Source organism: Streptococcus sp. M334 (genome assembly GCF_000187745.1).
Lineage (GTDB): Bacteria > Bacillota > Bacilli > Lactobacillales > Streptococcaceae > Streptococcus.
Genome location: NZ_GL732486.1, coordinates 261,795 through 276,799 on the forward strand (window position 1 = coordinate 261,795; position 15,005 = coordinate 276,799).

The window sequence follows — 15,005 nt, forward strand, 5'->3', positions numbered from 1 at the left end:
AACTCCAGTAGGTAAAGAGAAAGCCCTAGAAGCAATCCAAACAGCGTCAGAAACTAAGATTGCCTCAATTGATAAGAACGCTAAATTGTCAGACGATGAAAAAGCAGCAGCGAAAGCCGAAGTAGCGAAAGCCGCCATCGCAGCCGTAAATGCTATCAATGAAGCGAAAGATCAAGATGGAGTGGACGGCGCTCAAACTACAGGAACAACAGCAATTAACGCAGTAACTCCAGTAGGTAAAGAGAAAGCCCTAGAAGCAATCCAAACAGCGTCAGAAACTAAGATTGCCTCAATTGATAAGAACGCTAAATTGTCAGACGATGAAAAAGCAGCAGCGAAAGCCGAAGTAGCGAAAGCCGCCATCGCAGCCGTAAATGCTATCAATGAAGCGAAAGATCAAGATGGAGTAGATGCTGCTCAAACTACAGGAGTTAAAGCAATTGAAGCAGTAAATCCAGTAGGTACAAGCAGTACGAATAGCGCAGGCAACGGTATTACACCACCAACTGTAGAAGTTCCAGCTTATACAGAACCAGTAGGCACAAGTAGTACAGATGGTGAAGGCAATGTTATTATTCCACCAACTGTAGAAGTCCCAGCTTATACAGAACCAGTAGGTACAAGCAGTACAGATGGTGAAGGTAACGTAGTTACGCCACCAACAGCAGAAGTCCCAGCTTATACAGAACCAGTAGGCACAAGTAGTACAGATGGTGAAGGCAATGTTATTGTTCCACCAACAGCAGAAGTCCCAACCTATACAGGTAGTGTGAATGGTATTTCAGAAGAAATGCCAGCTCAGCCACATAAGGACGGCAGTGCTAATGAAATGTCAGATGGAACTCCAGTATCTGAAACTACAATAAATAAAGATCGACAACTTCCAAATACTGGTACAGCAGACTCTACAGTAGCTATGGTAGCAGCTGTAGCAAGTGCAGTACTTGGACTTGGTCTTGCAGGCCGTCGTCGTAAAGAAGACGAAGAAGCATAATTTATATATAAGTTAATCTAATCTTTTAGTAAAATCTGTATTTGATTTTATAGCTTATATAGAATTCCTTAAAAAAACTCTCCTAGTAGTCCATTGATTGCTAGGAGATTTTGGTTATTTGTCAATTATATAGGGTATTGAAACTGGAATAGTAGGACATGACTTCTGAAGCATTGTTAGAAATTAATTTGACTTTCCTAATCTCTTAGTTCACATTTTATTTCAATTTACTATACTTTTCTTCTACAATTAAAAATACGATTATTAATTTTTACGAATAATATAGAAAAGGAGGGAAATCATGTTTGTTGCAAGAGATGTTAGGGGAGATTTGGTAAATGTGTTAGAGGATAAGCTTGAAAAGCAAGCATACACTTGCCCAGCTTGTGGAGGTCAGCTCCGTTTGCGTCAAGGGCCAAGTGTCCGAACCCATTTTGCCCACAAATCCCTAAAAGACTGTGATTACTCCTTTGAAAATGAAAGCCCAGAACACTTGGCAAATAAGGAAGTCCTCTATCACTGGTTGAAAACAGAGGCGGAGGTGCAATTAGAATATCCGCTTCCAGAGCTTAAACAGATTGCGGATGTATTTGTAAATCGTAATCTAGCTTTAGAAGTTCAGTGTAGTCCCTTGCCACAAAAACTTCTTAAAGAGCGTAGTGAGGGCTATCGTAGTCAGGGTTACCAAGTACTGTGGTTGTTGGGGGAAAAACTTTGGCTCAGGGAGCGATTGACTCGTCTGCAAGAAGGTTTTCTTTATTTCAGTCAAAACATGGGATTTTATGTTTGGGAAGTAGACAAGGAAAAACAGTTTTTAAGACTCAAATATCTTATTCACCAAGATCTCCGTGGCAAACTCCATTATCAAATCAAGGAATTTCCCTATGGTCAAGCTAGTTTACTGGATATATTACGTCTTCCCTATAAGAAACAAAAAATATCTCATTTTACAGTTTCTCAGGATAAGGACATCTGTCGCTATATTCAGCAACAACTTTATTATCAAAACCCTATTTGGATGAAAGAACAAGCAGAAGCCTATCAAAAGGGAGAAAATCTCCTGACTTATAAGCTAAAAGCATGGTATCCACAAATTCGACCTCTAGTAGGAGAGTTTTGCCAAATTGAGCAAGATTTGACTAGCTATTATAAGTATTTTCAAATTTATTATCAAAAAAATCCTCAAAATGATTGGCAAAAGCTTTATCCACCAGCCTTTTATCAGCAATATTTCTTGAAAAATATGGTAGAATAGAAAGGATGGAGGAATCTAATGGTATTACAAAGAAATGAAATAAATGAAAAAGATACATGGGATCTATCAACGATTTACCCAACTGACCAGGCTTGGGAAGAAGCCTTAAAAGATTTAACAGAACAACTGGAGACAGTAGCCCAGTATGAAGGCCATCTCTTGGATAGTGCGGATAGCCTACTCGAAATCACTGAATTTTCTCTTGAAATGGAACGTCAGATGGAGAAGCTTTACGTTTATGCTCATATGAAAAATGACCAAGATACACGTGAAGCCAAGTATCAAGAGTACTATGCCAAGGCAATGACTCTCTACAGTCAGCTAGACCAAGCCTTTTCATTCTATGAGCCTGAATTTATGGAAATCAGTGAAAAGCAGTATGCTGACTTTTTAGAGACTCAACCAAAATTGCAGGTTTATCAACACTATTTTGACAAGCTTTTGCAAGGAAAGGATCACGTTCTTTCACAACGTGAAGAAGAATTATTGGCTGGAGCTGGTGAAATCTTTGGTTCAGCAAGTGAAACCTTTGCTATTTTAGATAATGCAGATATCGTCTTTCCATTTGTTAAAGATGAAGATGGTAACGAAGTACAATTGTCACATGGCGTTTATATGCGTTTGATGGAGTCTAAAAACCGTGAGGTGCGCCGTGGTGCCTATCAAGCCCTTTATGCGACTTATGAACAATTCCAACACACCTATGCCAAAACCTTGCAAACCAATGTTAAGGTGCAAAACTACCGTGCCAAAGTTCGCAACTACAAGAGTGCTCGTCATGCAGCCCTAGCGGCCAATTTTGTTCCAGAGAGTGTTTATGACAATTTGGTGGCAGCAGTTCGCAAGCACTTGCCACTCTTGCATCGATACCTTGAGCTTCGTTCAAAGATTTTGGGGATTTCAGACCTCAAGATGTACGATGTCTACACACCGCTTTCATCTGTTGAATACAGTTTTACCTACCAAGAAGCTTTGAAAAAAGCAGAAGATGCCTTGGCAGTCTTGGGTGAGGATTACTTGAGCCGTGTTAAACGTGCCTTCAGCGAGCGTTGGATTGATGTTTACGAAAACCAAGGCAAGCGTTCAGGGGCTTACTCGGGTGGTTCTTACGATACAAATGCCTTTATGCTTCTTAACTGGCAGGACAATCTGGACAATCTCTTTACTCTTGTCCATGAGACTGGTCACAGTATGCATTCCAGCTATACTCGTGAAACGCAGCCTTATGTTTACGGTGATTATTCTATCTTCTTGGCTGAGATTGCCTCAACTACCAATGAAAACATCTTGACGGAGAAATTATTGGAAGAAGTGGAAGACGACGCAACGCGCTTTGCGATTCTCAATAACTTCCTAGATGGTTTCCGTGGGACAGTTTTCCGCCAAACTCAATTTGCTGAGTTTGAACACGCCATTCACCAAGCGGACCAAAATGGGGAAGTCTTGACAAGCGATTTCCTAAATAAACTCTACGCAGACTTGAACCAAGAGTATTATGGTTTGAGTAAGGAAGACAATCCTGAAATCCAATACGAGTGGGCTCGCATTCCACACTTCTACTATAACTACTATGTGTATCAATATTCAACTGGCTTTGCAGCAGCTTCAGCCTTGGCTGAAAAGATTGTCCATGGTAGTCAAGAAGACCGTGACCGCTATATCGACTACCTCAAGGCAGGTAAATCTGACTATCCACTTAATGTCATGAGAAAAGCTGGAGTTGATATGGAGAAGGAAGACTACCTCAACGATGCCTTTGCAGTCTTTGAACGCCGTTTAAATGAGTTTGAAGCCCTTGTTGAAAAATTGGGATTGGCATAAGATGGTTGAATCGTATAGTAAGAATGCCAACCATAACATGCGTCGTCCTGTCGTCAAAGAAGAAATTGTAGACTTGATGCGTCAGCGTCAAAAGCAAGTCACAGGTTCCTTGAAAGAATTGGAAGACTTTGCCCGCAAGGAAAATATTCCTATTATTCCCCATGAAACAGTAGCTTATTTCCGTTTTCTCATGGAAACCATACAACCTAAAAATATTCTGGAAATTGGTACTGCAATTGGTTTTTCAGCTCTCTTGATGGCAGAACATGCGCCAAAGGCCAAGATTACAACCATTGATCGCAATCCAGAAATGATTGGTTTTGCCAAGGAAAATTTTGCCCAGTTTGACAGTCGTAAGCAAATTACACTCCTAGAAGGAGATGCGGTAGATGTCTTATCGACACTGACAGAGTCCTATGATTTCGTCTTTATGGATTCTGCTAAGTCTAAATACATCGTCTTTCTGCCAGAAATCCTCAAACATTTGGAAGTCGGTGGTGTGGTTGTCTTGGATGATATTTTCCAAGGTGGTGATGTTGCCAAGGACATTATGGAAGTTCGTCGAGGTCAGCGAACTATTTACAGAGGACTTCAAAGACTATTTGATGCAACCTTAGACAATCCAGGACTCACTGCAACATTAGTACCTCTGGGGGACGGCATTCTCATGCTTCGTAAAAATCTAGCAGATGTTCAATTACCTGACAGCGAATGATTTTCAGAAAAATTTAAGAAAATATAGTAAAATAGATAGGGTAACACTTATCTCAAAGGAGTAGACATGAAGAAAAAATTATTGGCAGGAGCCATTACACTATTATCAGTAGCAACTTTAGCAGCTTGTTCGAAAGGTTCAGAAGGGGCAGACCTTATCAGCATGAAAGGGGATGTCATCACAGAACATCAATTTTATGAGCAAGTGAAAAGCAACCCTTCAGCCCAACAAGTGTTGTTGAACTTGACCATCCAAAAAGTATTTGAGAAACAATACGGTTCAGAAGTAGATGACAAAGAAGTCAACGATACTATTGCCGAAGAAGAAAAACAATATGGCGAAAACTACCAACGTGTCTTGTCACAAGCAGGTATGACACTTGAAACACGTAAAGCTCAAATTCGTACAAGTAAATTGGTTGAGTTAGCAGTTAAGAAGGCAGCAGAAGCTGAATTGACAGATGATGCTTATAAGAAAGCCTTTGATGAGTACACTCCAGATGTAACTGCTCAAATTATTCGTCTTGATAATGAGGATAAAGCGAAAGAAATTCTTGAAAAAGCCAAGGCAAGTGGCGCAGATTTCGCTCAATTAGCTAAAGATAACTCAACTGATGAGAAAACCAAAGCAAACGGTGGAGAAATCACCTTTGATTCTGCTTCAACAGAAGTGCCAGAACAAGTTAAAAAAGCTGCTTTTGCTTTAGATGTAAATGGTGTTTCTGATGTGATTAAAGCCACTGGCACACAAGCCTATAGTAGTCAATATTACATTGTAAAACTCATTAAGAAAACAGAAAAATCATCTAATATCGATGATTATAAAGAAAAATTAAAAACTGTTATCTTAACTCAAAAACAAAACGATGCGACATTTGTTCAAAGCATTATCGGAAAAGAATTGCAAGCAGCCAATATCAAGGTTAAAGACCAAGCCTTCCAAAATATTTTCACTCAATATATCGGTGGTGGAGATTCAAGCTCAAGTAGTTCATCAAAAGAATAAAACAGAAAAGAGCCAAGTGCTCTTTTTCTTATGAGAAAATCTTCTATCTTAAGGATAAGAGTTTTTTTCTTTCGGAAAAAATGGTATAATAGCAATCAAAACTAGAAAATAAACGGAATTTGGGAATAATTTCTTTTGTTCTCATTAGATTGGTGATACTATGAAGATTAGTAAGAGGCACCTATTAAACTATTCTATCCTAGTTCCTTATTTACTTTTATCTATTTTGGGCTTGATTGTAGTTTATTCTACAACCAGTGCTATTCTTATCGAAGAAGGTAAAAGTGCCCTGCAATTAGTTCGAAGTCAGGGAATGTTTTGGGGCTTTAGTTTAATATTGATTGCCTTGATATATAAGCTGAAACTGAATTTTTTAAGAAAAGAACGACTTTTATTTATTGTTATGTTTGTTGAGCTAATTCTATTAGCTCTGGCTCGCTTAATTGGTACGCCAGTCAATGGAGCCTATGGTTGGATATCAGTAGGACCTTTGACCATTCAGCCAGCTGAGTATTTGAAGATTATTATCGTCTGGTACTTAGCCCAACGTTTTTCAAAACAACAGGATGAAATTGCTGTTTATGATTTCCAAGTTTTAACTCAAAATCAATGGATTCCTCGTGCTTTTAATGATTGGCGTTTTGTCCTCTTGGTCATGATAGGAAGTTTGGCTATTTTCCCAGATTTGGGGAATGCTACTATCCTAGCTTTGGTTGCCTTGATTATGTACACACTTAGTGGGATTGCTCATCGCTGGTTTGTAGCCTTTATCGGTCTTTTGTTTGGTGTTTCCGCCCTTTCCTTAACAGCTATTGATATGATAGGGGTTGATAAGTTTTTAAAAGTTCCAGTATTTGGATATGTGGCTAAGCGTTTCAGTGCCTACTTTAATCCCTTTGCCGATTTGGCAGGAGCAGGCCACCAACTTGCAAATTCTTACTTTGCCATGGTCAATGGTGGCTGGTTTGGTCTAGGCTTAGGAAATTCAATCGAAAAACGTGGCTATTTACCAGAAGCCCATACAGACTTTGTATTTTCAATTGTCATTGAAGAATTTGGCTTTGTGGGAGCCAGCTTGATCTTGGCACTTGTCTTCTTCCTTATTTTACGAATTATTCTGGTGGGAATTCGTGCTAAGAACCCCTTTAATTCCATGATGGCGATTGGGGTTGGGGGGATGATGTTGGTACAGGTTTTTGTCAATATTGGTGGAATCTCTGGTATTATTCCTTCAACAGGAGTTACCTTCCCTTTCCTATCGCAAGGAGGGAATAGCCTGCTGGTCTTGTCTGTAGCCATCGCCTTTGTCTTAAACATTGATGCAAGTGAAAAGCGTGCCCAATTATATGAGGAGTTAGAAGCTCACTCATCACACTATATGTAGAGCTGAGAGTGGAAAGGATTACCTATGTCTCTTCAAAAATTAGAAAACTATAGTAATAAAGCTGTCGTGCAAGAAGAAGTATTGATTTTAACAGAATTGTTAGAAGATATTACTAAAAATATGCTTGCTCCAGAGACTTTTGAAAAAATCATGCAGTTGAAGGAATTGTCAACTAAAGAAGATTATCAAGGCTTGAACCAATTGGTTACTAGTCTGTCAAATGATGAAATGGCTTATATTTCACGCTATTTCTCTATCTTACCTCTTTTGATTAATATTTCAGAAGACGTGGATTTGGCCTATGAAATAAACCACCAAAATAATATCGATCAAGATTATCTTGGTAAATTATCAGCAACGATTAAAATGGTTGCAGAAAAAGAAAATGCGGTTGAAATTCTAGAACATTTGAATGTTGTTCCAGTTTTGACTGCCCATCCAACACAAGTGCAACGTAAGAGTATGTTGGATTTGACTAACCATATCCATACCCTCTTGCGTAAGTATCGTGATGTGAAATTAGGCTTGATTAATAAGGAAAAATGGCATAATGATCTCCGTCGTTACATCGAGATTATCATGCAAACAGATATGATTCGTGAAAAGAAATTGAAAGTTACCAATGAAATCACGAATGTTATGGAATACTACAATAGTTCATTCCTGAAAGCTGTTCCTCATTTGACTGCTGAGTACAAGCGTTTGGCTAGAAAACATGGACTGGAGTTAAAACATCCTAAACCAATTACTATGGGAATGTGGATTGGTGGAGACCGTGATGGTAATCCCTTTGTTACAGCAGATACCTTAAAGAAATCTGCCATGACCCAGTGTGAAGTCATCATGAATTACTATGATGAAAAGATTTACCAACTTTATCGTGAGTTCTCCCTCTCAACCAGTATTGTCAATGTCAGCAAGCAAGTCAGAGAAATGGCTCGTCAATCTAAGGATAACTCTATCTACCGTGAAAAAGAGCTTTACCGCCGTGCCTTGTTTGATATTCAATCAAAAATCCAAGCAACAAAAACTTATCTCATTGAAGATAAGGAAGTTGGGGCTCGCTATGAAACAGCTAATGATTTTTATAAGGATTTAATTACCATTCGTGATTCCCTCTTGGAAAATAAGGGTGAAGCACTGATTTCTGGTGATTTTGTTGAGCTGATTCAGGCAGTTGAAATTTTTGGTTTCTATTTGGCATCCATCGACATGCGTCAAGATTCTAGTGTTCATGAGGCCTGTGTAGCAGAACTCTTAAAATCAGCAGGAATTCATTCGCGTTATAGCGAACTAAGTGAAGAAGAAAAATGCCAGCTTCTATTGAAAGAATTGGAAGAAGATCCACGTATTCTTTCTGCCACTCATGTTGAAAAATCAGAGTTACTTGAAAAAGAATTAGCCATCTTTAAAGCTGCTCGTAAGTTGAAAGATAAGTTGGGTGATGATGTTATTCGTCAGACAATTATTTCACATGCAACCAGCGTATCAGACATGCTGGAATTGGCTATCTTACTAAAAGAAGTAGGGCTAGTTGATAAAGAAAGAGCCCGTGTCCAAATTGTTCCTCTTTTTGAAACAATCGAGGACTTGGACCACTCAGAAGAAACCATGAGGGAGTACCTTTCTCTTGGTCTAGCTAAGAAATGGATAGCTTCACGTAATAACTACCAAGAAATCATGCTTGGCTACTCTGACAGTAATAAAGATGGCGGTTACTTATCATCATGTTGGACTCTCTACAAGGCACAACAACAACTGACTGCAATTGGAGATGAATTTGGCGTTAAGGTTACCTTCTTCCATGGCCGTGGTGGGACTGTCGGTCGTGGTGGTGGACCAACCTATGAAGCTATTACCTCTCAACCGCTCAAGTCTATCAAGGATCGCATCCGCTTGACGGAGCAGGGTGAAGTGATTGGGAATAAATACGGTAATAAAGATGCTGCCTATTATAACCTTGAAATGTTGGTTTCAGCAGCCATTAACCGTATGATTACTCAGTGGAAGAGTGATACTAATACATCCAATCGTTATGAAGCCATTATGGACCAAGTAGTGGACCGTAGTTATGATATTTATCGCGATTTAGTCTTTGGGAATGACCATTTCTATGATTATTTCTTTGAATCAAGTCCAATCAAGGCTATTTCAAGCTTTAATATCGGTTCTCGTCCAGCCGCGCGTAAAACTATTACTGAAATCGGTGGTTTACGTGCCATTCCTTGGGTTTTCTCATGGTCACAAAGTCGTGTCATGTTCCCTGGCTGGTATGGTGTTGGTTCAAGTTTCAAGGAGTTTATCGATAAAAATCCAGAGAATATCGCTATCTTACGAGATATGTACCAAAATTGGCCTTTCTTCCAGTCTCTCCTTTCAAATGTAGATATGGTCTTATCTAAATCCAACATGAATATTGCTTTTGAATATGCTAAGTTATGTGAAGATGATCAAGTGAAGGCTATTTATGACACTATTTTAGACGAATGGCAATTAACTAAAAATGTTATTCTAGAGATTGAAGGGTATGACGAATTATTAGCTGAAAATCCATATCTAAAAGCGAGTTTGGATTACCGTATGCCTTACTTTAATATCCTTAACTATATCCAGTTGGAGTTGATTAAACGTCAACGCCGAGGAGAATTATCAAGCGACCAAGAAAAATTAATTCATACAACCATCAACGGAATTGCAACAGGATTGCGTAATTCGGGTTGATCCCTTTCAAACTTCCTCTTTTCTATAGGGGAAGTTTTTGAATCTTTCAAAAAAATACCAAAAGAGTCTTGACAAGTAATTGAAAAATGATATAATTTAAACATTCAGAAAAGTAATCATTCGAACTTTTTAGAGAGTCTGTGGTAGCTGAAAACAGATAAGTGGTGATGATGAAAATTGGGCTGGATGTTATTTAGAATTTGAAATCATAAAAATTCGGTGAGCACACCTTACAGTGCATCTCGTTATTGCGAGACAGAGCGATAGGGAAATTCCCTATAATTGAGGTGGTACCGCGCATCGACGTCCTCACACAAGTTTTTGTGTGAGGACTTTTTTGATGGAGGTTAGTATGGAAAGAAAACGATGGCGTCGCTTGTTTAGATAAGTGAAGTATTTTAAAGGAATTAAAAAGGAGAAATAGAATGAAAAATAAACGTTTAATTGGAATTATTGTTGCTTTAGCAGTCTTAGTAGCAGGAAGCTTGATTTACTCTTCAATGAATAAACCAGAAGCTAAGAATGAAAAGAAAGTAGCTAAAGTTGGTGTTCTTCAATTTGTGAGCCATCCATCTCTTGACTTGATTTATAAAGGGATTCAAGATGGACTTGCAGAAGAAGGCTATAAAGATGGTCAAATTAAAATCGACTTTATGAACTCAGAAGGTGACCAAAGTAAGGTTGCGACAATGAGTAAACAATTGGTTGCAAATGGCAATGACCTTGTGGTTGGTATTGCAACACCAGCAGCTCAAGGATTGGCTAGTGCAACAAAAGACCTACCAGTTATCATGGCTGCTATTACAGACCCAATTGGTGCTAACTTGGTTAAAGATTTGAAAAAACCAGGTGGCAACATTACAGGAGTGTCTGACCACAATCCAGCTCAACAACAAGTTGAACTCATCAAGGCTCTAACACCAAATGTGAAAACAATCGGAGCTCTTTACTCAAGTAGCGAAGACAATTCAAAAACACAGGTCGAAGAATTTAAGGCTTATGCTGAAAAAGCAGGTTTGACAGTGGAAACATTTGCTGTTCCTTCAACAAATGAAATTGCTTCAACAGTAAATGTTATGACTAGCAAGGTTGATGCTATCTGGGTTCCAATCGATAACACTATTGCTTCAGCCTTCTCAACTGTTGTATCAAGCAACCAATCAGCTAAAAAACCAATCTACCCAAGTGCTACTGCTATGGTAGAAGCTGGTGGTTTGGCATCAGTTGTAGTTGACCAACATGACCTTGGTGTGGCAACAGGTAAAATGATTGCGCAAGTCTTGAAAGGTGCAAAACCGGCTGATACTCCAGTCAATGTCTTTTCAACAGGTAAGTCAGTGATCAATAAAAAATTAGCACAAGAGCTAGGTATTACGATTCCTGAATCTGTTCTCAAAGAAGCAGGACAGGTGATTGAATAATCTACAATGGAGGAGTTGGGGACATCTCCTCCAATTTTTTACAATAGAAATCATATAGAAAAGGTTAAGAAACAGATGATATTGTCTATTATTTCTCAAGGATTTGTCTGGGCTATTTTAGGTCTAGGAATCTTTATGACATTTAGGATTTTGAACTTTCCAGATATGACGACAGAGGGTTCCTTCCCTCTTGGGGGAGCTGTTGCTGTCACTTTGATAACCAAAGGCGTGAACCCATTTTTAGCGACTCTTGTTGCTGTAGGAGCAGGTTGTTTGGCTGGAATGGCAGCAGGACTTCTTTATACAAAAGGGAAGATCCCGACCTTGCTCTCAGGGATTTTGGTGATGACTTCCTGTCACTCTATCATGCTCTTGATTATGGGACGTGCCAATTTAGGATTGCTTGGAACCAAGCAAATCCAGGATATTTTGCCTTTTGACTCGGATTTGAATCAACTCTTGACAGGTCTCATCTTTGTCAGTATTGTTATTGCTCTCATGCTCTTTTTCTTGGATACCAAACTAGGACAAGCCTATATTGCTACAGGTGACAATCCTGATATGGCTAGAAGTTTCGGGATTCATACTGGACGCATGGAGCTCATGGGCTTGGTCTTATCAAATGGTGTGATTGCCCTTGCAGGTGCTCTCATTGCCCAGCAAGAAGGGTATGCTGATGTATCTCGAGGAATCGGGGTTATCGTTGTGGGGCTTGCAAGTTTGATTATTGGGGAAGTTATTTTCAAGAGTTTGAGCCTGGCAGAGCGTTTGGTTGCCATCGTTGTGGGTTCTATCGCCTATCAATTCTTAGTGTGGGCTGTCATCGCGCTTGGCTTTAATACAAGTTACCTTCGTTTATACAGTGCCTTGATTTTGGCAGTCTGCCTCATGATTCCAACATTTAAGCAAATAATCTTGAAAGGAGCCAAATTAAGCAAATGACAGCAATTGTAGAATTAAAAAATGCAACCAAAGTCGTTAAAAATGGCTTTGATGAAGAAAAGATTATTTTAAATGATGTTTCCTTAGAAATTTTTGAACAGGATTTCATTACGATTTTAGGAGGTAATGGTGCTGGTAAATCGACCCTCTTTAACACTATTGCAGGAACCTTGTCATTAACCAGTGGAACTATTCGTATCTTGGGTGAAGATGTTACTAAGTTTTCACCAGAGAAGCGTGCTAAGTATCTGTCTCGTGTCTTCCAAGATCCAAAGATGGGGACAGCTCCTCGTATGACAGTGGCAGAGAATCTCTTGATTGCCAAGTTTCGTGGTGAAAAGCGTGGATTGTTACCACGACGCTTGACTAGTTATAAGGATGAATTTCAGGCGACCATTGAAAAAGTAGGGAATGGTCTTGAGAAACACTTGAATACACCGATTGAGTTCTTATCAGGTGGGCAAAGACAGGCCTTAAGTCTCTTGATGGCAACCTTGAAGCGACCTGAATTACTCTTGCTAGATGAGCATACTGCAGCCCTTGATCCAAAGACAAGTGTCGCACTCATGGAGTTGACAGATGAATTTGTCAAGAAAGATCAGCTGACAGCTCTTATGATTACTCATCATATGGAAGATGCTCTCAAATATGGCAATCGTCTGATTGTCATGAAAGAAGGACGGATTATCCAAGATTTGAACCAAGAAGAAAAGGCAAAAATGAAAATCTCAGACTACTATCAATTATTTGAATAGATGAGCTTTATTTTCATCAAAAATTGTGAAGCAAAACTTAGAGGCATGGAAGTGTTTCTGAGTTTTTTAACTTTCTTTTCTATCTAGAAAAATAAGGCAAAGAGAATTACGGAAAGCGTATGAAATGGTTTACTTTTTTTCAGAAATAAGCTATACTAGTTTACGTGAAACTATGATAAAATGGAGGTATTGTGTATGGTTGACAAACAAGTCATTGAAGAAATCAAAAACAATGCCAACATTGTGGAAGTCATAGGTGATGTGATTTCTTTGCAGAAGGCTGGACGGAACTATTTAGGGCTCTGTCCTTTTCATGGTGAAAAGACTCCTTCTTTCAACGTTGTGGAAGACAAGCAGTTTTATCACTGTTTTGGTTGTGGTCGCTCAGGTGATGTCTTTAAATTCATCGAGGAGTACCAAGGGGTTCCCTTTATGGAGGCTGTCCAAATCTTAGGTCAGCGTGTTGGAATTGAGGTTGAAAAACCGCTTTATAGTGAACAAAAGCCAGTTTCTCCTCACCAAGCTCTTTATGATATGCACGAAGATGCAGCCAAATTTTACCATGCTATTCTCATGACAACGACCATGGGAGAAGAGGCGAGAAATTACCTTTATCAGCGTGGATTGACAGATGAAGTGCTCAAACATTTTCGGATTGGTTTGGCACCTCCAGAACGCAACTATCTCTATCAACGTTTGTCTGGTCAGTATCGTGAAGAGGAATTCTTGGATTCAGGACTGTTTTATCTCTCGGAAGCTAATCAATTTGTAGACACCTTTCACAATCGGATTATGTTTCCCCTGACAAATGATCAAGGAAAGGTTATTGCCTTCTCAGGTCGTATCTGGCAGAAAACGGATTCACAAACTTCTAAGTATAAAAATAGCCGATCGACTGCAATTTTTAACAAAAGTTACGAATTATATCATATGGATAGGGCAAAAAAATCTTCTGGAAAAGCCAGTGAGATTTACCTGATGGAAGGGTTCATGGATGTCATTGCAGCTTATCGGGCTGGAATCGAAAACGCTGTCGCATCTATGGGAACAGCCTTGAGTCGAGAGCATGTTGAGCATCTGAAAAGGTTAACCAAGAAGTTAGTCCTTGTTTACGATGGTGATAAGGCTGGGCAAGCTGCGACATTGAAAGCGCTGGACGAAATTGGTGATATGCCTGTGCAAATCGTCAGCATGCCTGATAACTTGGATCCAGATGAGTATCTACAAAAAAATGGACCAGAAGACTTGGCCTATCTATTAACGAAAACTCGTATTAGTCCGATTGAGTTCTACATTCACCAGTATAAACCTGAAAATAGTGAAAATCTGCAGGCCCAGATTGAGTTTATTGAAAAAATAGCTCCCTTGATTGTTCAAGAAAAGTCTATCACTGCTCAAAACAGCTATATTCATATTTTAGCTGACAGTCTGGCGTCCTTTGATTATGCTCAGATTGAGCAGATTGTTAATGAGAGTCGTCAGGCGCAAAGGCAGAATCGCATGGAAGGAATTTCCAAACCGACGCCAATCACTATGCCTGTCACCAAGCAGTTATCAGCTATTATGAGGGCTGAAGCCCATTTACTTTATCGAATGATGGAGTCCCCTCTTGTTTTGAACGATTATCGTTTGCGAGAAGACTTTGCATTTGATACACCTGAATTTCAGGTCCTATATGACTTGCTTGGCCAGTATGGTAATCTTCCTCCAGAAGTTTTAGCAGAACAGAAAGAGGAGGTCGAAAGAGCTTGGTACCAAGTTTTAGCTCAGGATTTGCCTGCTGAGATGTCGCCGCAGGAACTTAGTGAAGTAGAAATGACTCGAAACAAGGCTCTCTTGAATCAGGACAATATGAGAATCAAAAAAGAAGGTGCAGGAAGCTAGCCATGTAGGAGATACAGACACAGCCTTAGAAGAGTTAGAACGTTTAATTTCCCAAAAGAGAAGAATGGAGTAATAATGGCAACAAAACAAAAAGAAGTAACAACATTT

At 39.3% G+C, this 15,005-nt stretch carries 10 protein-coding genes, 1 pseudogene and 1 other annotated feature; all 11 genes and pseudogenes read left to right on the top strand.

Translation table 11 applies throughout. The features are described from left to right. Positions 1 to 994: DUF1542 domain-containing protein (locus HMPREF0851_RS05890; protein ID WP_198004166.1), on the top strand; the 994-nt coding region annotated here is incomplete at its 5' end. A 301-nt stretch (positions 995 to 1,295) separates the two neighbouring features. Continuing rightward, the gene (locus tag HMPREF0851_RS05895; protein ID WP_000495923.1) at positions 1,296 to 2,249 is read left to right on the top strand and encodes a competence protein CoiA; all 954 of its coding nucleotides are present in this window, start codon (positions 1,296 to 1,298) and stop codon (positions 2,247 to 2,249) included. A gap of 18 nt (positions 2,250 to 2,267) precedes the next feature. Further along, a complete protein-coding gene (gene pepF, locus HMPREF0851_RS05900) occupies positions 2,268 to 4,070 on the top strand; it encodes an oligoendopeptidase F (RefSeq protein ID WP_000244151.1) in 1,803 nt (600 codons plus the stop codon). Position 4,071: 1 nt separating this feature from the next. After that, positions 4,072 to 4,785 carry an O-methyltransferase gene (locus tag HMPREF0851_RS05905; RefSeq protein WP_009014177.1) on the top strand — a complete coding sequence of 238 codons (714 nt, stop codon included), beginning with the start codon at positions 4,072 to 4,074 and terminating at the stop codon, positions 4,783 to 4,785. 66 nt (positions 4,786 to 4,851) lie between these two features. Next, positions 4,852 to 5,790, top strand: coding sequence for a peptidylprolyl isomerase PrsA (prsA, locus tag HMPREF0851_RS05910; RefSeq protein WP_000727944.1), 939 nt, complete (start codon positions 4,852 to 4,854; stop codon positions 5,788 to 5,790). 160 nt (positions 5,791 to 5,950) lie between these two features. Beyond that, complete coding sequence (gene ftsW / locus HMPREF0851_RS05915; protein WP_000703368.1) at positions 5,951 to 7,174, top strand: cell division peptidoglycan polymerase FtsW; 1,224 nt, start codon at positions 5,951 to 5,953, stop codon at positions 7,172 to 7,174. Positions 7,175 to 7,198: 24 nt separating this feature from the next. Further along, the gene (gene ppc / locus HMPREF0851_RS05920; protein WP_000058170.1) at positions 7,199 to 9,895 is read left to right on the top strand and encodes a phosphoenolpyruvate carboxylase; all 2,697 of its coding nucleotides are present in this window, start codon (positions 7,199 to 7,201) and stop codon (positions 9,893 to 9,895) included. 96 nt (positions 9,896 to 9,991) lie between these two features. After that, positions 9,992 to 10,209: a binding site (T-box leader), on the top strand. A 111-nt stretch (positions 10,210 to 10,320) separates the two neighbouring features. Next, positions 10,321 to 11,316 carry a tryptophan ABC transporter substrate-binding protein gene (trpX, locus tag HMPREF0851_RS05925; RefSeq protein ID WP_000792179.1) on the top strand — a complete coding sequence of 332 codons (996 nt, stop codon included), beginning with the start codon at positions 10,321 to 10,323 and terminating at the stop codon, positions 11,314 to 11,316. A 75-nt stretch (positions 11,317 to 11,391) separates the two neighbouring features. Further along, on the top strand, positions 11,392 to 12,258 hold the full coding sequence (locus tag HMPREF0851_RS05930) for an ABC transporter permease (protein ID WP_025169840.1): 867 nt from the start codon (positions 11,392 to 11,394) through the stop codon (positions 12,256 to 12,258). After that, entirely contained in the window at positions 12,255 to 13,013 is a 759-nt protein-coding gene (locus tag HMPREF0851_RS05935; RefSeq protein WP_000125443.1) for an ABC transporter ATP-binding protein, read from the top strand. The genes HMPREF0851_RS05930 and HMPREF0851_RS05935 overlap by 4 nt, the downstream gene beginning before the upstream one ends. A 195-nt stretch (positions 13,014 to 13,208) precedes the next feature. Continuing rightward, positions 13,209 to 14,970: pseudogene (gene dnaG, locus HMPREF0851_RS05940) on the top strand (DNA primase). Positions 14,971 to 15,005 lie beyond the last annotated feature (35 nt).